We start from the raw sequence: 17,160 nt of genomic DNA on the forward strand, positions 1-17,160 counted from the left end.
GCCAGGGGCGTCAGTCGGTAGACACTTCGATGGTCAGGTGCACCAGCTCCTCATGGATGGCGAGGCGCTCGCGGATCGCCTGTGCCGGGACCGGGGTCGCCATCTGCAACGACATCGCGGCGGCATACTGCGTCTGCCCCACCCGCCAGACGTGCAGATCGCGGATCTCGGCGCCAGGCAGCTCGGCGATCACCTCGCGGATCTCGTCCACCAGGGGCGCATCCATCTCCGCATCCAGCAAGACGCGCCCGGTATCACGCAGCAGCCCCCTGGCCCACACCGCCACCAGCACGGCCCCGGCGATGCCCATCAGGGGATCCAGCCAGTCCGCCCCCCACAACATGCCTCCCACCAGCGCCAGAATCGCCAGCACCGAGGTGGCCGCGTCCGCCAGCACGTGGAGGTAGGCGGCGCGCAGGTTGAGATCCTGATGGCCGTGGTGGTGATCGTGCGAGTGGTCGTGATGACCGTGATGGTGGTCGTGACCATGGTGATGGCCGTGATCGTCCCTGAGCAGCCAGGCACAGGCCAGATTCACCAGCAGGCCCAGCAGGGCAATGCCGATCGCCTGCTGATAATGGATGGGGCTGGGGTCCAGCAACCTGGCCACCGACTCGAACAGCATCAATCCCGCCACCCCCACCAGCAGCAGGGCGCTGCTGAAGCCCCCCAGCACCTCTATCTTCCAGGTACCGAAGCTGAACCTGTGATCCCGCGCGAAGTGGCGGGCAGCGCGATAGGCCAGCACCGAGAGGCCGAGGGCCAGGGCATGGGAGCTCATGTGCCAGCCGTCGGCTAGCAGCGCCATGGAGTTGTAGAACCAGCCCCCACCGATCTCCGCCACCATCATGACGACGGTGAGCAGCACGGCCCAGCGGGTCTTCTGTTCGGCCAGGGGATTCCCTTCGTGGACGACGGGGTGGTGGCAGTGGGATGAAGCGAGGGATGGCATGGATTTCTCCTGAAAACGAGGATGCCATATACTATACCCCAGTATAGTTTTATTGATCGAGAGGATCCTGGATGTCACACACGGTTCACGACAAGAAGAAGCTGCTGGCACGGGTCAGGCGCATCAAGGGGCAGACCGGCGCCCTGGAGAGCGCTCTGGAACAGGAAACAGACTGCGCCGCCATCCTGCAGCAGATTGCCGCCATCCGCGGCGCCGTCAACGGCCTGATGCTGGAGGTGCTGGAGGGACACATGCGCGAGCATCTTGGCGCCGAGGAGGCGACCCATGCCGAGCGGCTGGAGGATCTGGATCAGGTGGTGAGGGTACTGCGTTCCTATCTGAAATAAGGGCGCCCGGTGATGACGGGCGCCCCTGTCAGTCGAAGTCCGCGTAGGGAGTGAGAGGCCTTGGCGGCATGTCGAGATCCCCTTGCCAGGGCTTGAAGGTGTAGCGCAGGAACAGGGTGACATGGCTGGGGGCATAGTCATCCGCCTGCTGGATGTCCACCCGGCCACCGATGCGCCAGTGCTCCGTCAGCCTGTGCTCCACCACGCCATTCAGGGTGTAGCCGAATCCACTGCTACTGCCCCCTTTCACAGGCGCATTTCTGTCTGGCAAACCGCTTGGCAACAGGCCTTCCAGCGGGTAGCGGCGACTGTCGTCGGTACGGGCGTAGGACCAGGATCCCGATCCCCCCAGCTCCCACGACCAGTCCGGGGTACGCTGCCGGTAGCTGACCGGCACCGAGAGCGAGAAGTACCCTTGCGGGCTGTAATACCCCCCTGCCCCAGGGTATAGCCCCCCAGATCCTGCTGGTAGTGCCACAGCATGGTGCTGAGCCCCACGCTGGCACGGCGATGGGTCTCGTTGACGAACTTGTAATAGCCCCCTCCCATGAGCCGGGTGCGCCAGTTGTCGGGCACGTTCTTGCCGGTCAGCAGGTGCTGCTGGGCGCTGCCCCAGAACCCGACGGCCCCTCCCAGATCCCGGCTGAGATCGAGGCGGACCCCGTTCGCCCGCACCCCGCCCCAGCTGATGCCCGTGCCCGGATCCACCGTTCCCCCATAGGAGAGCAGCGAGCTGCTGACGGGCCGACGCGAGAGGGTCATCCCCCACCCCAGCGTGTGCCAGTCACCGGTCAAGGTGGCGCCCCCAACCCAGTCCACCACCTCGAAACCGAGGGGCGTGGTCCCCAGATCGAACGCCCAGGCCCCCCGCTGCCAGCCTGCCGCCAGGGTGGTCCCCCGGCTCTGCTGGTGCGCGTCTCCGCGGCAGTCCCTGGCCGCACAGGTACCGAACTGCGCCCGGTAAGGGGAGTCCGGCAGCTCTCCGGCATCCATGTCGACCAGTTCAAGGCGGCCGAAGGCGGTACCACCGGCCAGCGGCGTATCCAGTTGCGCCATCTGGGTCAGCGCCCGCAAATCCGAGTAGCCCCCGGTACCGCTGGAGCCCCAGTAATCGCTGTCGAGGGAGAAGGTGGTCTGGCTCTGCCGGTAATGCCTGTCGAGATCGCTGCGCAGGCCGGATGCCAGCCACCCCTCCCCATCCTGACTGCGGGCCAGCCGGGTCAGCTCGCCCCCCTCCAGATCCTCGCGGGGGGCCAGACCTGCGGCCACCAGCCCCTTGCGATCCCGCACCAGGGCCTCTTCCACATCATGCTCGGCAAAGCGCTGGCGGGCGGCATCGCGCCAGAACAGCGCCGCCTGCTGGGAGGCCGGTTGCAGCGCCACCAGGGGTTCGTAGTCGGTGAAGATGGCGCGGGCTGTCTCGCCCTCTCCCAGCGCCTGATAGAGATTGGCTACCCGGCGGTAGTAGTTGGCCCCCTCCGGGGGCAGCGGGCTGACCGGCCAGGCGGGCAGCCAGTGACGGGCCTTTGCCAGATCGCCCCTGGCCTGGGCCAGTTCGGCCATGCCAAGCCTGGCCTCGGGCTGTTGCGGCGTGCGGGCAAGCACCTCCTGATAGCGCTGCTCCGCCAGTGCATAGGCCCCCCGATCCGTGGCCCACTCCGCCAGCATCAGGCTCGCCTCTTCATCCGGCTGCAACGGCTGAAGCAGGCGTTCGGCCCCCTCATCATCCCCGGCCTCGTGACGCGCCCTCGCCCTGGCGAGCACCTCGTCACGGGCGAGGCGCTGATCCAGCGCATCCATGTCCTGTGTCCAGACGGACCTAGGGATGGCGGCCAGCACCCCTCTCGCCTCCACCGTCTTGTCCTGCCCCGAGAGATAGAGGGCGGTAGCGTAGCGCAGAGTGGCGTCCTGGGGCCGCGCCGCCAGCCGTTCTCGCAAGAGCCGCTCCCCGCTGCCAGCCTCCCCGAGGCGGGCCCGGGTATCGGCCACTCGATAGGCCAGCCACACCTCTTCCGGGGTCAGCGCAAGTGCCTGCTCGCGAAGGCGCAGCGCCGCCGCCACCTTGCCGGCCCGATCGAGCTGATCGGCCTCCTCCTGCAACAGCCCGGCCTTGAGCCGCCGCCCTTCGGCTTGCATCCCTGGGGTGCCCTGCTGCTCCAGCAGGGCCAGGGCACGTGCCGGATCCTGCTCCTTGTAGAGATCGAACAGGCGGGCCAGGGCCCGCTCCCGCGCGCTCCCCATGGCGAGCGCCTTGCGGTAGGCAGACTCCGCGTCGGCATCGCGATGGCGGCCACGCTCGCTGTCTCCAAGCCCCAGCCAGGCTTCGGGCTCACGCCCATCCTGGGCGATGGCACGGCGATACAGGGTCGCCGCCTCATCCCACTGCTCCCGTTCCAGGGCGCTGCGCCCCTGGCTCACCAGCAGCCAGTAGCGGTTGGTGGCCAGCAGGCTGCGCCATTTGTCCTTGTCGGTCACCTCGGGGTGTGCCAGCACCCGTTCAAACTGGGCGATGGCCAGCGCTCGCTGATCGTTGCGGGAGTAGGCCTGCCCGAGGGCCCCCATGAGTTCAGGATCCCCCGGGTTGGCAGCCAGGGCACGCTGCAAGCGGGAGATGGAGGCACCACCTCCCGCCGTGCTTGCGAGCGCCGACTGGCGTGCGCGATAGGCAGGCGAGGCCCACTTCTCCTCCTGGGCCGCGAGCAGCTGTTCCGCCTTGGTGGTATCCCCTTCGCCAAAGAGCACCATGTACTCCTGCAAGGCAGCGATGCTCCCGGGCCCGATGGGCAGGGATTCGATGTCCGCGAGCCAGATCTCGGCGGCCTCGTCCCGCTGATAGGGGTCTCGCGCCATCTCGCGCAACAGGTTCTGCGCCCCCTGGCGCCGACCGTCCGCCAGATAGAGGCGAGCCAGCCCGCCCCGCACTCTGGGCTCACCCGGATATTGCCGGTTGAGTGCCTCCAGGGCCGCCAGCCCCTTCGCCTTCATGGCCGGGATCCGTGTCTGCAACAGGGCATAATCCACCGCCACGTCGAGATTGGGGGGCAAATCACCGGAGAACAGGGAGCGATAGAGACGCTCGGCCTCCTCCAGCCTGCCGGCGCTGGTCAGCAGCCTGGCTTGTTGCAGTTGCTGGCGCCTGGCCGGTTCGTTCAGGGCCAGGTTGGCCATGCCCTGACGATAGAGCGCAGAGTCGGGGTCTTGCTTGCCAAGGCGGGCCAGCAGTGCCCCGGCCTCCTTGACCTTGCCCTGGCGCAGGGCCTGACGGGCCTGGGCTGCCAGCAGCTCCGGATGATCGGGCTCCACCAGGGAGAGGGAATAGAGGCTGTTGCTGACGAGATCTTCCCGCCCACGGGCCTCGCCAATCCTGACCTGCTCCAGCAGCCAGGCCACCGGCTGTACCGTCCCTTGCGCCAGGGCTCCGCTCATCAGGCAGGCGAGCAGGCACCCCAGGGTCACTCTGCCTGACATGACTCGCTCCAATCCGGCTGCAGGGTACCGTCGGCGGCAAAGCGATAACGCCCCTGATCCCAGCCTGCGCCGAACAGGGTCAGCACGCTGCCGTAGTAGGCATCCGCATCCAGCCCGTGATCGGAGACCTGCTTGCGCAAGGTGACCTGCGCCGGCAAGCCCCGTGACAGGGGCAGGAGGGCGGCGGCAAAGCCGCTCGGCCCCTTGCCCTGAACCTGGCCGCTCAGGCTGGAGACCCGCTCGGGAAGATGACCCGATTCGGTCAGCTGCGCCAGCATGGGGGCAAAATGGGCCACCAGGGAAGCCCTGGCGGGATCCTCCTCGCTCAACATGCCGAGCCAGAGATAGACGCGGATGGCGTCATAGCCACCGGTGTCGCCCTTGTCCGCCGTCACCTGCCACCCCTTGTCGGCCTGCCAGTCCACCCAGTCCGGGGCAAAGCCACGGGGCGCACTCTCCTGCAGCAGCTTGGGCAAGAGGGCCCGCATCTCGCCCCAAGGTCCCTTGAAGGAGGCGAATCTGGCCAGCAGTTGTGGGGGCAGATAACTGGGGTTGAGGGTCCAGCGTCCCTCCCCCTCATAGCCCTTCGCCCCGGGCAGCAACACGGGGCCGAGACCCGGCAGCGTGGCGACCTCTTCCCGGGCGATGCGGCGCAGCAACAGGGTGCCGAGGGCCGAGTAGCTGTGGTTGTCCCACAGGCGACCCGCCTCCAGCAGGCTGTAGGCTATCCAGAGATCCGAATCGGACGCGCTGTTTGCATCCAGCACACCCCAGTTGCCGTCCTGCTGCCTGCCCCAGAGCCAGGATGGCAGGAAGCCGGTCAGATCCCCGCGGGCGAGCTGCCGCTCCGTCCAGTCGAGCAGGCGGGCAAAGGTCTCCCTGTCATCGTTGACCAGGGCGAAGAAGAGGGCATAGCTCTGGCCTTCCGAGGTGGTGATGCGGCGCCCGTCGGCAGGGTCGATGACCCTGCCCTCTTCGCTGATGTAGTGCTGGCGAAAGTGATCCCACTCCGGCCAGTGGCAGACGGCCTGCGCCGGGAGGGAACAAAGGGCCCAGAGGAGCAGGGCACCACAGACATTTTTCATCTGAGTCATCTCTTAATCTTCCTTCAGACGGCGGCGGCTGGCACTGGCAAGCAGCACCCGCAGGCCCCAGCCCAGTACCAGCATGCAGAGCAGGGTCAGCCCTGTCGCCATCTCGAACAACTTGAGGCCACCTCTGGATTGCGCCATCATATCGGCCCGGCTGATGGCCGGCCGAATTGGACAGTCAACTTCAAGGACCCCCCATGTTTGAACACGTCGATGCCTATGCTGGCGACCCCATACTGACGCTAGTCGAGACCTTCCACAAAGATACCCGCGAGCAGAAGGTGAACCTGGGGATTGGCCTCTATTACGACGAGCAGGGCCGCATTCCGCTACTGCCGTCGGTGCAGCAGGCCGAAGCGCAGCGCGCCGCCGCCCCGGCCCCGCGCCCCTACCAGCCGATGGAAGGCGCCGCCAACTACCGCACCGCGGTGCAGCACCTGCTGTTTGGCGCCGAGCACGAAGCGGTCAAGGCGGGTCGCATCGCCACCATCCAGACCATCGGTGGCTCCGGCGCCCTGAAGATCGGTGCCGATCTGCTCAAGCGCTACTTCCCGACCTCCGAGGTGTGGGTCAGCAATCCCACCTGGGACAACCACAAGGCGATGTTCGAGGGGGCCGGCATCAAGGTGCACGACTACCCCTATTACGATGCGGCCACCGGCGGCGTGCAGTTCGACGCCATGATCGACTGCCTGAGCAGCCTGCCTGCGAAAAGCATCGTGCTGCTGCACCCCTGCTGCCACAACCCGACCGGGGTGGATCTCTCCCGTGCCCAGTGGGACCAGGTGATCGCCCTGGTGGTCGAGAAGAACCTGATCCCCTTCATGGACATCGCCTATCAGGGCTTCGGTGACGGGCTGGAAGAGGATGCCTATGCCATTCGTGCCATGGTGGCCGCCGGTGTCAGCTTCTTCGTCAGCAACTCCTTCTCCAAGAACCTCTCCTTCTACGGCGAGCGCTGCGGCGGCCTGTCGGTCATCTGCCAGGATGCCGAAGAGGCGAGCCGGGTGCTGGGGCAGATGAAGGCCACCGTGCGCCGCAACTACTCAAGCCCCCCCACTCACGGTGGCCAGATCACCGCGGCGGTGATGAGCCAGCCCGAACTGCACGCCATGTGGGTCGGTGAGGTGACCGAGATGCGCACCCGCATCAAGGCCATGCGCCAGAAGCTGTTCGAGGTGCTGAGTGCCAAAGTGCCGGGCCGCGATTTTGGCTACTTCATCAACCAGCGCGGCATGTTCAGCTACACCGGCTTCACGCCGGAGCAGGTGGACAGACTGCGCGAAGAGTTCGCCGTCTATCTGGTGCGCTCCGGCCGCATGTGCGTGGCGGGCCTCAACAGCCGCAACGTCGACTACGTGGCCGACGCCATGGCCGCTGTGCTCAAGGGCTAAGCCCGCAAGCCCCGCTCAGGCGGGGCTTTTCGTTTGTCCCCTTGCCCGTGGAACCGTGATGGATCTCATTGCCCTCTCCCGCCTCGGCGGTCGCCACCTGGTGACCCTGCATCTGCTGCTCGACACCCGCAGTGTCACCCGCAGCGCCGAGCGCCTCTGCACCACCCCCTCCACCGTCAGCAAGACCCTCAACCAGTTGCGCGAACTGCTGGGGGATCAACTGCTCTACCGCCAGGGCAACCAGTTGCTGCTGACCCCGTTTGCCGAGCGCCTCGGACCGACTCTGCGCCGCCTGCTGGGGGAGCTCAACGGCCTCACCAGCCAGGAAGGATTTGCCCCTGCCAACTGGCAGGGGGAGCTGAACCTGGCGATGCGGGAGAGCAGCATGATCTGGCCCATGGGAGCCGTACTGGGTCAGTTGATGCAGGAGGTGCCGGGGCTGATGCCCGTCGTGCGTAACAAGGACGAGCAGGGACTGGCTGCTCTGGCGGCGGGCAAACTCGACTTCGTGATCCTGCCCCACGATCAGAGCCAGCCCGGGGTCAATCAGCCCGGCCTCGTCTGGGAAAACATGCGGGAGGATGAGCTGGTCTGCCTGATGCGCGCGGATCATCCGGCGTTGACGCGCCCCTGGGATCTCGATGCCTACCTGAGCTGGCGCCACATCGCCATTCGCGATCAGGAGCTGGCCGATCCCTTCTTCGAGCAGAGTCTGGCCCAGCGCCAGGTACGGCGCAGACTGGGGGCCACCCTGCCGGATTTTGGCAGCGCCGCCGCCCTGCTGCGCCAGAGCGATCTCATTCTCACGGCCGTGAAGGGCTGGGCTACCCGGGCTTGTACCCAGGGGCTGGTGAGCCGCCCTGTCCCCTTCGATTACGGCGCCGTGACCCACAGCCTGGTGTGGTATGGCCCCCTGGGGGAAGATCCCGCCCTGCGCTGGTTCCGTCAGCGCATCCTGCAACTGGCCCGGGAGCTGGACGCCCCAAAATGATGCCTGGCCGCAGGAATCAGGGCTTCTTGGTATAGATGGGGCCTGGGAAAGAGGTGACGTTGTTACCCAGCTCGGTGATGCGGGCGGCCCCCTGCTTGCGCACCTGATCGACCCGCAGCACGTGGTGCATGGGAATAAGGGTGCGGGTGACGTCGGCAAATTCGCTCTTCAGCTTCTCGTGGCTGGGGTCGACGATGAGCGCCGTGTGGTTGTCCCACACGAAGTGGGCGATCTCGATGAAGCCGAACAGCTGGCCCTGATTCACCTCTCTTACATAGACTTCGTAACGCTCGCTGTGACAAATGAACTGCACTCGATAAAGGGCGTTGGATTCACTCATGGGTATCTGTTGGTGATGGACGGTTTGCCCATTCTAGCCGTCCCCTCGGACAGCCCCTATAGACAGAGTTCACAGTTGCGTCATATCGGGTCTCAGCATCCCGACGTGCCGCAGAGCTCAGATCGCAGGCAGCATCACCGACCCAAACCCCTTGGCCTTCAATGCGTTGGCAAGCACTGTCAGATCAGCCGACCCGGCTTCTGGCCATGACAGCGCCTCCCCTCGCACCCCGTGGTGGCGAAAGCCGTTGAGGCGGATGGGCACGGGCCCCAGCGACAGCAAAAAGGTCGTCAACGCCTCCTCCAGCGCGCCAGTGGCATCGAGAAAATCGCTCCGCCCCGGCACCATCAGCAGCCGCACCTCCGCCAGCTTGCCCGCCTGCGCCAGCAGTTGCAGCGATACCAGCACCCGCTCGCGGCCCCGCCCGGTCAGGGCCAGATGCACAGGCTCGCGCCACCCCTTGAGGTCTATCATGGCGCCGTCCAGCACCGGCAGCAGCCGCTGCCAACCCGTTTTCCCCAGGGATCCGTTGCTGTCGAGCAGGCAGGTGAGACGGGCCAGATCCGGCGCAGCCTTGATGGCCGTGAACAGGGCGATCACGAAGGGCAACTGGGTGGTCGCCTCCCCGCCGGAGACGGTGATGCCGGTGAGCAGCGGGCCATAACGGCGCAGCAGGGCCAGCACCTCGGCCACCGACATCTGGCGCGTCTTGGGGCTGGCACTGCGCGGGCAGGCCTCCAGACAGGCGTCGCAATCGGTGCAGAGCGCCTCCTGCCAATGAACCTTGCCCTCGCTCATGGCGAGGGCGCCACTCGGGCAGACCGCAAGGCAGTCGCCGCAATCGTCGCACAACCTGATAGTGTGGGGATTGTGGCAGCCGGGGCAGCGGAAGTTGCAGCCCTGCAAAAACAGCACCAGCCGGTTGCCCGGCCCGTCTACGCAGGAGAAGGGCAGCACCCTGCTCACCAGGGCGCTGCGCGTCAGCAGAGCTTCATCCATCGGACTTGGCTCAGTACTGACTGATTGTCGACTCATTGGCGACCACTCGCGGCGTCCGCTGGCGAATGGCGGTCACTTCACTCGCCTCGGCACCAAGACAGGTGGTCTGCAGCCGCGACCCCTCCTCTGCGAAGCGTGCCACGTCGCTCTTGCGGATCATGTAGCCGGTCACCCGCACCAGATCGCTGTCCGCCACGTTGGCGGTGAACTCGCGCATGCCGAGGGCGAAGGCCCCCTTGCAGAGCTGCAGCAGTGCCTGCGGATTCTGACGTATGGTGGGATCCAGGGTCAGGATCTCGCTGATCCCGGAGTGATAAAAGCCGTGGTGGGGCGCCAGGGCCAGCAGGTGACTGGCGGGATCCGGCTCCTGCCCGTAGGGAATCCGCACTCCCGGGGTCACCGCCACATCGATGCTGAGGCCGCCCTGTGAGTGCAGCAGAGCGTGCCCACCCCAGGCATGGGCCTGCGGCGTCGTAGTGACATATTCCGAAAGCTGGGCCGAGATGCGATAGCCAAGCTGATTTGCCTCTTCGTCGTGACCGTAGCGGCCCGGCAGATTCTCTTTATCCATCAATATGTTGACCGCTTCCGCCATGCCGTAGATGCCGAACATGGGGACGAAGCGCGCCTCCTCGATCAGCCCCTCCTCCACCAGGAAGCTGTCGAAGAAACCCGACTCCCGGTGCAGGAAGGCGGCGCGCGCCTCGATGAGTCGCGAGGCCTGCTCGCAATAGTGAGGCAGCGTGCGCGCCATGAAATCCTCAACCCCTGCGCTCTGCCCGGCCACGCCCTTGAGGGAGAGGCGCACCAGGGTATTGGCACCGCCCCCCAGGGGCAGGGCGTTGTAGCAGCTGACGATGCCAAACCCACGCTGGTCGAAGGTATCGCGATGGATCGGGTAGTTGGCGATATGCGGCTTGCTGCACTCGGCGATATTCTTCACCGCCAGCAGCAGCAGATCGTCGGGAGTCTGCTCCGGATCGTGGAAGAAGGTAAGGTTGGGGGCCACCTGCTTGAGCTCGTTGTCGATGCGCAGGATCAGGCGGCAGATCCGGTTGTCATCGGGGCCGATGTTGACGTGCATGAAGGCGTCCGGCAGCACCCGGTCCAGATAGATCCAGAACCCTTTCAGCTTGCGGTAGAGAGTCTCGTCATCCAGCTCGTCGACAAAGGGGAGCAGCAGCTGATCGAGCCGTCCCAGCCAGACCGGCATCCCGGTGACGGAGGGCACGTGGTGATAGAGGATGCGCAGGGCATCGAGGGCCTCGTCGAAGTCCCGCGGCGGTGCCAGCTCCAGCCAGGCTGAGCCCTGGGTCAGGAACTTCTCGTAGTCCGGCAGCACATAGCGCGGCTTGTAGGGGGCGTGCCCCTCGAACATGTCGCACAGCATCCCTTGTGCCATGGCATCCTGCACGGCGGCAGGCAACTCGGGGTAAGGCAACGCGTTTTCGGCGGCGAGCGCCAGGGCGTGACTCTTCTGGGCCGGTGACAGCAGGGGGTCGCGCACGATGCGCTGGCAGGTTTCGGTGAAGGACATGGCTCGCTCCTCGGCGGGTGGAACCAAAATCCTCACACTTGAGAGGCCTTTTTTGAAGTGACATTCCCAACAGGGCGGATATCCCATCAAGACATCCGCCATGCCGGATCACGGCACGCCCTTCACCAGGGCCAGAACAGAGCCACTCCCCCCAGCCAGCGCAGCAGGAAGAAGCCCCCCATGCCGACGACCACCACCACCAGGGTAGGCAGGCGCAGCAGGGTCAGCACCGTCACCAGCAGGGTGGCTGCCAGGTAGTCCGGATCCCAGTCCAGCCCGTGGCCGGGCTCATAGCTGAAGACGATGGGCAGCCAGATGGCGGTCAGCACCGACTGGGCCGAGAAGCTGAGGAAAGCCCCCATCTCGGCCCCCGGCTGATAGCGGGTCAACCGCGAGAAGAAGGCAAAACGGTTGAAGAAAGTGATCAGGGCCAGCAGCCCTATCATCAGCCAGCCCATGATCACCTCCTCATCCGGTGCAATACATAGCCCACCACCATGCCGGCCAGGGCCGAGACGATGATGTGGATCTCCGCCAGCAGCGGCTTGGTGACGAGCGCCGTCCCGCCGCTCACCAGGGTGGCCGCCACCATGGGCAGGTTCTTCATGGCGGGGAGCGTCATGGCGATAAAGGTGGCGGCGATGGCAAAGTCGAGCCCCATCTTGTCCAACCCGTCAATATACTGGCCGGCAGCGATGCCGAGCAGGGTCGCCAGGTTCCAGAACAGATAGAAGACAAAGCCTGCGATGAGCGCATAGGCGGGATTGAAGGCGCCGCTGCGCTCCCTCTCTTTCAGCGCCACCGCAAACATCTCGTCGGTCAGGAAGAAGGCGAGGCTGGCCCGCCAGCGCAGGGAGAGCGGCAGCACGTCGCGCCGGAAGGTGAAGCCATAGAGCAGATGCTGGGAGGTGATCACCATGGTGGAGCCCATGATGGGCAGCAGCGGCGTCCCCGCCCCAAACAGGGTGGTGGCCGAGAGCTGGGCCGCACCCGCATAGACCAGCAGCGACATCAGCTGTGCCTGGAGCGGGCTCATACCCGCCTGAAGCGCCAGGGCGCCGCACAGTATCCCCCAGGGGATGACGGAAATGGAGAGCGGGAGCATATCCAGAGTGGCGCGCCACCAGAGTGCCCCCGTGCGCTCGGGCGCAGGGTGGCGGGTTTCCGACATCATGGGATCATCCTTGTCACAGCCAATGCGAACCGGGAAAACTAGCACGGCGCAGGAGGCAGTGTCACGCCATGGTCTGCAACAAATGCAACGCCCGCATGAGAGCGGGCGTTGGCAGGCGGGATCAGGGCTCGATGATGATGGGAGTGCCTGGCTCGATGGCGTTCCAGATTTCGTCCATCTCGTGGTTCAGCACCGCAATGCAGCCATTGGTCCAGTTGGACGGCTGCACCCTGCGATCCCCCAGGCTGTTGCGCTGGCCGTGGATCATGATCATGCCACCCGGGTTCACACCCAGCTCGTTGGCGCGCTTGATGTCGTCCAGATTCGGGTAGTTGATGTGAATGGCCTTGTAGAATCCGGAGTTGCTCTTCTTGTAGTCCAGGGTATAGCGACCTTCCGGGGTACGCTGATCCCCCTCACGCTGCTTGTGTCCCTTGGGAGCCGGGCCTAGGGCAATCCAGTAGCGCTTCACTTCCTTGCCATCCTTCATCAGGGTCAGGCTGTAACTCGACTTCTTCACCACCACCATATCGGCGGACAGAGTGGCAAAACTCAACGCGGGCCACAGCCCCAGCAAACACAGCAATACGGCTCTCACTATCCATCCCTCTGCGAGCCTTCTGGGCTCTCTTGTTAGCAAATCATCTGAATGTCGCCACTCTCTGGTGGCGAGCGAGCGCCATGATATGGGATCGCCGTGAATACTCAATATATCGGGAGAAACATATCTGTGGCCAGCAGGGGAAATGGCCGTCAACCCGCCATGCAGACACTCTGCCAAGGGCTGGGCGTCGTCTCTTGCCCGCAACCGAGCGCCTCAGCGCAGGTCGTCAAGGCCAGGAAGATGGCGCAGGGAGAAAAACCAGCGGGCAGCGCCGTCAAGGACACTTGAGCCTGTCCACCAGCCAACCCAAAGCTGGCGCCATGGGGGTCAGGCCATCTCAACGCACAAAAAAGAGCCCCTGATGGGGCTCTTTTGACGGTGCGACACAGGGCTCAGGCCAGGGTCACTGGTTCGGCGGTCTCAAGGCGCCGGATCCAGGCCTCGAAGTCTGCCAGCATGCGCGCCTCGGACTCGCTGTTGTCGGCGATGAGCTCGGCCCCGTGTACCACCCGGATATGGGCGTCGAGGGGCGTCCCCTCCCCTGCCGGTGGGCGCTGCCGCGCCGCCGCCATGCACGTCTGTGCCTGTTGCCACGCCTCGGCGGCGCTCCGGTTGCACGCCTCGGCCAGCGGCACCGCACTGAACCCCTCGCCGGTGAGGCTCTGCAGCGTCTCGTCATGGGTCATGCCGTTGCCCGGTCCCCAGTAGTGGGCGGCCAGATCCGGTCCGATGCGCGGGTTGTCGGTGAGGTAGCCGTCGCGCCTCAGGAAATAGGCGCGGGTCTGCTCCACCGCCATCAGTGCCAGCAGATAGCCGTGATAGGCGCAGGCCGACTCCTGGTTCAGAAGGTGCGGGATGGCCAGCAGCGGGCGTGGGCTCTCCACCCCCAGGATCTTGCGCTCCCACTTGCGGGCCAGTGCCAGCACGGCGGCCGGGGTGCGCTCGCTCTCTGCCATGGCGTAGAGATCCCGCTCGAAGTAGGCCACCAGCGCGATCTGGCGCTCGTTGAAGGCGCGAAATGGCTGACGCGCTTCAATCATGGCCTGGATAAGCGCATCGGGGATGGGTTCTCCCGCTGCGTTTCTGGCGTAGCGCTTGAGCCAGTCCGCGTCGTCCAGCAGGCTGTCGCAGAACATGGACTGGGTCTCGGCATAGGCCATGGAGGTGGGCGGAAACTCCTGGGAGAAGCAGGGGGCGTTGCCGGTGACGTTGGCAAAGTGCGCCGCGTGGCCTCCCTCGTGGAACAGGGTGTTGAGCCCGCTCCAGCCGCTGCCCACCTGGGCCGGATTGGCCAGACTGGTGAAGTTGACCACCGCGGGCACCCACTCCCCTTCCTGCCAGAAGCTCGGCACCGGGCCGTGACAGAAGCCGTTCTCGTATTTTCCCTCCCGGGTCAGCAGATCCAGGGTGAGGGTGGCACCGCGGTACTGGATGCCGAGCCGGCGGAAGCTCTCGACCCAATCCTTCAGCGCCCGGGAGAAAGGCACGTAAGGGTCGAGCTGGCGGGTCACGTCACCACTCACGCTGTAGCGCAGGTTGTGGGGCAGCAGGGCTGCTTCCCCCTTGGCCGCTTTCAGCTCCGCCAGACTCTGGTGCAAGCGGGCATCGGTGCGGGCGATGAAGTCGTCAAGAATGGCAAACAGCTGCTCCGGGCTCATCTGCTCGTTCTTGTGTACCTTGTAATCGAAGTAGTCGCGATAGCCCATGGCACGGGCGAAGCGGTTGCGCAGCGCGACGATGTCAAGATAGCCGTTGTCGACCACCCACTGCTCCAGGGTGTGGAACATGGCGAGCGCGCTCTGGCGCACCGCCTCGTCGCTGCTGGCGGCCAGCGCCGTGCTGGCGGCGGGCAGACTGCCGGGCACCTGGCGGCCCTGCTCGTCCAGCAAGGTAAGCTTCAACCCCTTGCGACGGGCGAAGAGATCCGCCTCGGCGGCCACCAGCTCGTCCATCAGGGCGGAGGCACCGGGATCTTCGATGACGTTGCACTCGAAGAAGGCGATCCAGCCCCCCAGACCACGCCTGAGATCCGCCTCTTCGGCCTGGGCCTGCATCTCCCGCAACACCGGCAGGCGGGCAGGATCGGCACAGAACGCCTTGTAGGCCTGTTCGGCCGCGGTGAAGCCTGCCTGATCGTCGCTGGTGCCCATGTAGGTGGACCAGAACAGGTCCTCCTTGCGTCTGTGCACCTGCAGGTAATCGGCATTGAGCTGGTTGAGATAATTCCTGGCAATGGAACTCATAACTTCCCTCTTGTTATGGGGCGACCACGGGGCGCCCACTCCTTTTTGGTGAAATGCCAACCCATTCACACTTCTTGCAAATTGAGTAGACAAATTGTGCGCCGGGATGCGCGCCATCACGCTATCAAAAGCGAGGGTTTCTGTCTGCTGGCTATACTGGTTGTCAAACTGCTCAATTGGCTGTTTTTCATCGCAATCCATTGAAAGTTAATAGAATGTTAAAAACAACAATAATCAGGTCCGGCCGCTAGAACGGCCACAATCAGACCCGCATGGGAAAGTAAGGATAAGACTATGTTCAAGCTCGGTGATATTGCCGTGAGTCGCAAACTGATGCTGCTGCTCTCACTGGCCCTGGTCGGCTTCATCGCACTGCTGCTCATCTCGGCCAGTGCCCTGCACCGCAATCTGATGAGTGAACGGGAAGCCAGGCTGCAGGCGGTGCTGGATCTGGCCATGAGCCGGATCCAGGCCCTGGCCGCCACCCTCCCCCCGGAGCAGGCCAAGGCACAGGCCAAGGCCATGCTCGACAGCATGCGCTTTGACGGGGACAACTACCTGTTCGTACTGGATGAAGACCGTCGGGTGGTGGTGCATCCCGCCAAACCCGAGCTGGTCGGCCAGCAGATGGGCAACAACCCTGCCGAGTCCCACTGGCAGCACATGGTGGATCTCGGCAAGGGCGGCCACCAGGGCAGGCTGGAGTATCAGTGGGTCTCCCCGTCCGGCGAGGCGGCCCAGAAGATGTCGCTGGTGACGGGCTACCAGCCCTGGGGCTGGATCCTGGGCTCCGGTGTGTTGTTGCAGGACATTGAGGCCACTATGTGGTCGCAATATGAGTGGATGGGTGGCGCCACCTTGCTGGTGATCCTGTTGATGGGGCTGCTGGGACTCGCCATCAGCCGCTCCATCGTCAATCCCCTGGCCGAGATCAACAAGGCCATGGCCCGGGTCGCAGCTGGCGATCTGGTGGTCAGCATCCCGGTGCTGGGCAGGGATGAGCTCGGCGCCGTCGCCAGCTCCACCAACCAGGGGCTGGATGCCATCCGCCGCGCCCTGCTGGAAGCGAGCCTGGGGGCCCGCAACGTGGCGGATGCCGCCCTGCGCATCGCCGCCTCCGCCGAACAGACCAACCAGGCGGTCAACAGTCAGCGGGATCAGCTCGCCCAGCTCGCCACCGCCATGAACGAGATGAGCGCCACCATCGCCGACGTGGCGGGTCACGCCGAGAATACGGCCCGCGACACCCAGGATGCCACCAGCGAGGCCGGGCTCGGCAACCAGGATGTCCATGCCAGCGTGCACGGCATCCAGGCGCTGGCCACCGAGGTGGATCAGGCCACCTCGCAGGTCAACCAGCTCAAGGAGGGGGTGATGCAGATAAGCGAGGTGACGGCGGTCATCAGCGCCATCTCGGAGCAGACCAACCTGCTGGCCCTCAACGCCGCCATCGAGGCGGCCCGGGCCGGCGAGCAGGGCCGTGGCTTCGCCGTGGTGGCCGACGAGGTGCGCCAGCTGGCCAGTCGCACCCGCCACTCCACCGAGGAGATCCAGAGTACCATCACCCAGTTGCAGCAACGGGCTGTCACCGCCGCCAACGCCATGGACGCCAGCCGCAAGCTGGCGGAGAGCAGCGTCAACCAGTCCGAGAAGGCGGGGCAGGATCTCTCCCTCATCGTCAATCACATCCAGCACGTGAGCGACATGGCGACCCAGATCGCCACGGCGGCGGAGCAGCAGAGCATGGTGGCGGAAGACATGAACCGCAACGTCAGCGGCATCAACGACTCGGCACTCGAGATGTCCCAGGCGGCCTCCCAGTTGGCCCAGGAGAGCGAACTGCTGGCCGGTCTCTCCCGAAGCCTCGACGAGCGACTGGCGGTGTTCAAGCTGGACAACGCCCAAGCCCAGGACAGGATGATGCGACCGACCCAGGCGTCCTCTTCCCGAGCAGGCATGCAACCCCGCCACTGAGTGGCCCCGTGAACCCCTGCCAGTCTGGCAGGGGCTCCTTTCCTGT

General features: G+C 65.3%; 14 protein-coding genes and 1 pseudogene. 4 read left to right on the plus strand and 11 right to left on the minus strand.

Going from position 1 to position 17,160, the window contains the following annotated elements:
• Nucleotides 1-10 precede the first annotated feature (10 nt).
• Nucleotides 11-952, minus strand: coding sequence for a CDF family Co(II)/Ni(II) efflux transporter DmeF (gene dmeF, locus I6L32_RS03595; protein ID WP_069784893.1), 942 nt, complete (start codon nt 950-952; stop codon nt 11-13).
• Nucleotides 953-1,023: 71 nt separating this feature from the next.
• Here dmeF and I6L32_RS03600 point away from each other — a divergent pair, with 71 nt between their 5' ends.
• A complete protein-coding gene (locus tag I6L32_RS03600; protein WP_041214512.1) occupies nt 1,024-1,299 on the plus strand; it encodes a metal/formaldehyde-sensitive transcriptional repressor in 276 nt (91 codons plus the stop codon).
• Between the two features lie 28 nt (nt 1,300-1,327).
• On the opposite strand, the pseudogene bcsC reads toward I6L32_RS03600, so the two are convergent.
• From bcsC to I6L32_RS23490, 3 genes and pseudogenes are all read right to left on the minus strand, one after another.
• Nucleotides 1,328-4,767: pseudogene (gene bcsC / locus I6L32_RS03610) on the minus strand (cellulose synthase complex outer membrane protein BcsC).
• Nucleotides 4,752-5,861: a cellulose synthase complex periplasmic endoglucanase BcsZ gene (gene bcsZ, locus I6L32_RS03615; RefSeq protein WP_233466821.1), complete on the minus strand. Its 1,110-nt coding sequence runs from the start codon at nt 5,859-5,861 to the stop codon at nt 4,752-4,754. Before bcsZ ends, bcsC begins: the two are co-directional and overlap by 16 nt.
• 3 nt (nt 5,862-5,864) lie before the next feature.
• Nucleotides 5,865-5,999: a hypothetical protein gene (locus tag I6L32_RS23490; protein WP_257692820.1), complete on the minus strand. Its 135-nt coding sequence runs from the start codon at nt 5,997-5,999 to the stop codon at nt 5,865-5,867.
• Nucleotides 6,000-6,055: 56 nt separating this feature from the next.
• Here I6L32_RS23490 and I6L32_RS03620 point away from each other — a divergent pair, with 56 nt between their 5' ends.
• Both I6L32_RS03620 and I6L32_RS03625 read left to right on the plus strand, forming a co-directional pair.
• A complete protein-coding gene (locus tag I6L32_RS03620; RefSeq protein ID WP_109112889.1) occupies nt 6,056-7,252 on the plus strand; it encodes an amino acid aminotransferase in 1,197 nt (398 codons plus the stop codon).
• Between the two features lie 58 nt (nt 7,253-7,310).
• Nucleotides 7,311-8,243 carry a LysR family transcriptional regulator gene (locus I6L32_RS03625; RefSeq protein WP_042864424.1) on the plus strand — a complete coding sequence of 311 codons (933 nt, stop codon included), beginning with the start codon at nt 7,311-7,313 and terminating at the stop codon, nt 8,241-8,243.
• A 16-nt stretch (nt 8,244-8,259) separates the two neighbouring features.
• On the opposite strand, the gene I6L32_RS03630 is transcribed toward I6L32_RS03625, so the two are convergent.
• From I6L32_RS03630 to I6L32_RS03660, 7 genes are all read right to left on the minus strand, one after another.
• Complete coding sequence (locus I6L32_RS03630; protein WP_010672837.1) at nt 8,260-8,583, minus strand: DUF1820 family protein; 324 nt, start codon at nt 8,581-8,583, stop codon at nt 8,260-8,262.
• Nucleotides 8,584-8,700: 117 nt separating this feature from the next.
• Entirely contained in the window at nt 8,701-9,582 is an 882-nt protein-coding gene (locus I6L32_RS03635) for a YjjW family glycine radical enzyme activase (protein ID WP_216944713.1), read from the minus strand.
• Between the two features lie 10 nt (nt 9,583-9,592).
• Nucleotides 9,593-11,119, minus strand: a complete 1,527-nt coding sequence (locus I6L32_RS03640; protein ID WP_216944714.1) for a YjjI family glycine radical enzyme — start codon at nt 11,117-11,119, stop codon at nt 9,593-9,595.
• A 122-nt stretch (nt 11,120-11,241) separates the two neighbouring features.
• On the minus strand, nt 11,242-11,577 hold the full coding sequence (locus I6L32_RS03645; RefSeq protein ID WP_010672834.1) for an AzlD domain-containing protein: 336 nt from the start codon (nt 11,575-11,577) through the stop codon (nt 11,242-11,244).
• A 2-nt stretch (nt 11,578-11,579) separates the two neighbouring features.
• The gene (locus I6L32_RS03650) at nt 11,580-12,293 is read right to left on the minus strand and encodes an AzlC family ABC transporter permease (protein WP_216944715.1); all 714 of its coding nucleotides are present in this window, start codon (nt 12,291-12,293) and stop codon (nt 11,580-11,582) included.
• A 121-nt stretch (nt 12,294-12,414) separates the two neighbouring features.
• Nucleotides 12,415-12,891, minus strand: a complete 477-nt coding sequence (locus I6L32_RS03655; RefSeq protein WP_029313677.1) for a murein L,D-transpeptidase family protein — start codon at nt 12,889-12,891, stop codon at nt 12,415-12,417.
• A gap of 398 nt (nt 12,892-13,289) precedes the next feature.
• On the minus strand, nt 13,290-15,140 hold the full coding sequence (locus tag I6L32_RS03660; RefSeq protein WP_216944716.1) for a M3 family metallopeptidase: 1,851 nt from the start codon (nt 15,138-15,140) through the stop codon (nt 13,290-13,292).
• A gap of 294 nt (nt 15,141-15,434) precedes the next feature.
• On the opposite strand from I6L32_RS03660, the gene I6L32_RS03665 reads away from it, so the two are divergent.
• Nucleotides 15,435-17,114, plus strand: a complete 1,680-nt coding sequence (locus I6L32_RS03665) for a methyl-accepting chemotaxis protein (protein ID WP_103260826.1) — start codon at nt 15,435-15,437, stop codon at nt 17,112-17,114.
• Nucleotides 17,115-17,160 lie beyond the last annotated feature (46 nt).

The sequence above is a fragment of the Aeromonas sp. FDAARGOS 1402 genome (assembly GCF_019046925.1).
GTDB classification, from domain to species: domain Bacteria; phylum Pseudomonadota; class Gammaproteobacteria; order Enterobacterales; family Aeromonadaceae; genus Aeromonas; species Aeromonas caviae.

Coding starts and splice junctions, on each gene's coding strand:
- I6L32_RS03650 (WP_216944715.1), bottom strand. CDS start 12,293: ATGATGTCGGAAACCCGCCACCCTGCGCCCGAGCGCACGGGGGCACTC.
- I6L32_RS03625 (WP_042864424.1), top strand. CDS start 7,311: ATGGATCTCATTGCCCTCTCCCGCCTCGGCGGTCGCCACCTGGTGACC.
- bcsZ (WP_233466821.1), bottom strand. CDS start 5,861: ATGACTCAGATGAAAAATGTCTGTGGTGCCCTGCTCCTCTGGGCCCTT.
- I6L32_RS03600 (WP_041214512.1), top strand. CDS start 1,024: ATGTCACACACGGTTCACGACAAGAAGAAGCTGCTGGCACGGGTCAGG.
- I6L32_RS23490 (WP_257692820.1), bottom strand. CDS start 5,999: ATGGCGCAATCCAGAGGTGGCCTCAAGTTGTTCGAGATGGCGACAGGG.
- I6L32_RS03640 (WP_216944714.1), bottom strand. CDS start 11,119: ATGTCCTTCACCGAAACCTGCCAGCGCATCGTGCGCGACCCCCTGCTG.
- I6L32_RS03660 (WP_216944716.1), bottom strand. CDS start 15,140: ATGAGTTCCATTGCCAGGAATTATCTCAACCAGCTCAATGCCGATTAC.
- I6L32_RS03630 (WP_010672837.1), bottom strand. CDS start 8,583: ATGAGTGAATCCAACGCCCTTTATCGAGTGCAGTTCATTTGTCACAGC.
- I6L32_RS03620 (WP_109112889.1), top strand. CDS start 6,056: ATGTTTGAACACGTCGATGCCTATGCTGGCGACCCCATACTGACGCTA.
- dmeF (WP_069784893.1), bottom strand. CDS start 952: ATGCCATCCCTCGCTTCATCCCACTGCCACCACCCCGTCGTCCACGAA.
- I6L32_RS03645 (WP_010672834.1), bottom strand. CDS start 11,577: ATGGGCTGGCTGATGATAGGGCTGCTGGCCCTGATCACTTTCTTCAAC.
- I6L32_RS03665 (WP_103260826.1), top strand. CDS start 15,435: ATGTTCAAGCTCGGTGATATTGCCGTGAGTCGCAAACTGATGCTGCTG.
- I6L32_RS03635 (WP_216944713.1), bottom strand. CDS start 9,582: ATGGATGAAGCTCTGCTGACGCGCAGCGCCCTGGTGAGCAGGGTGCTG.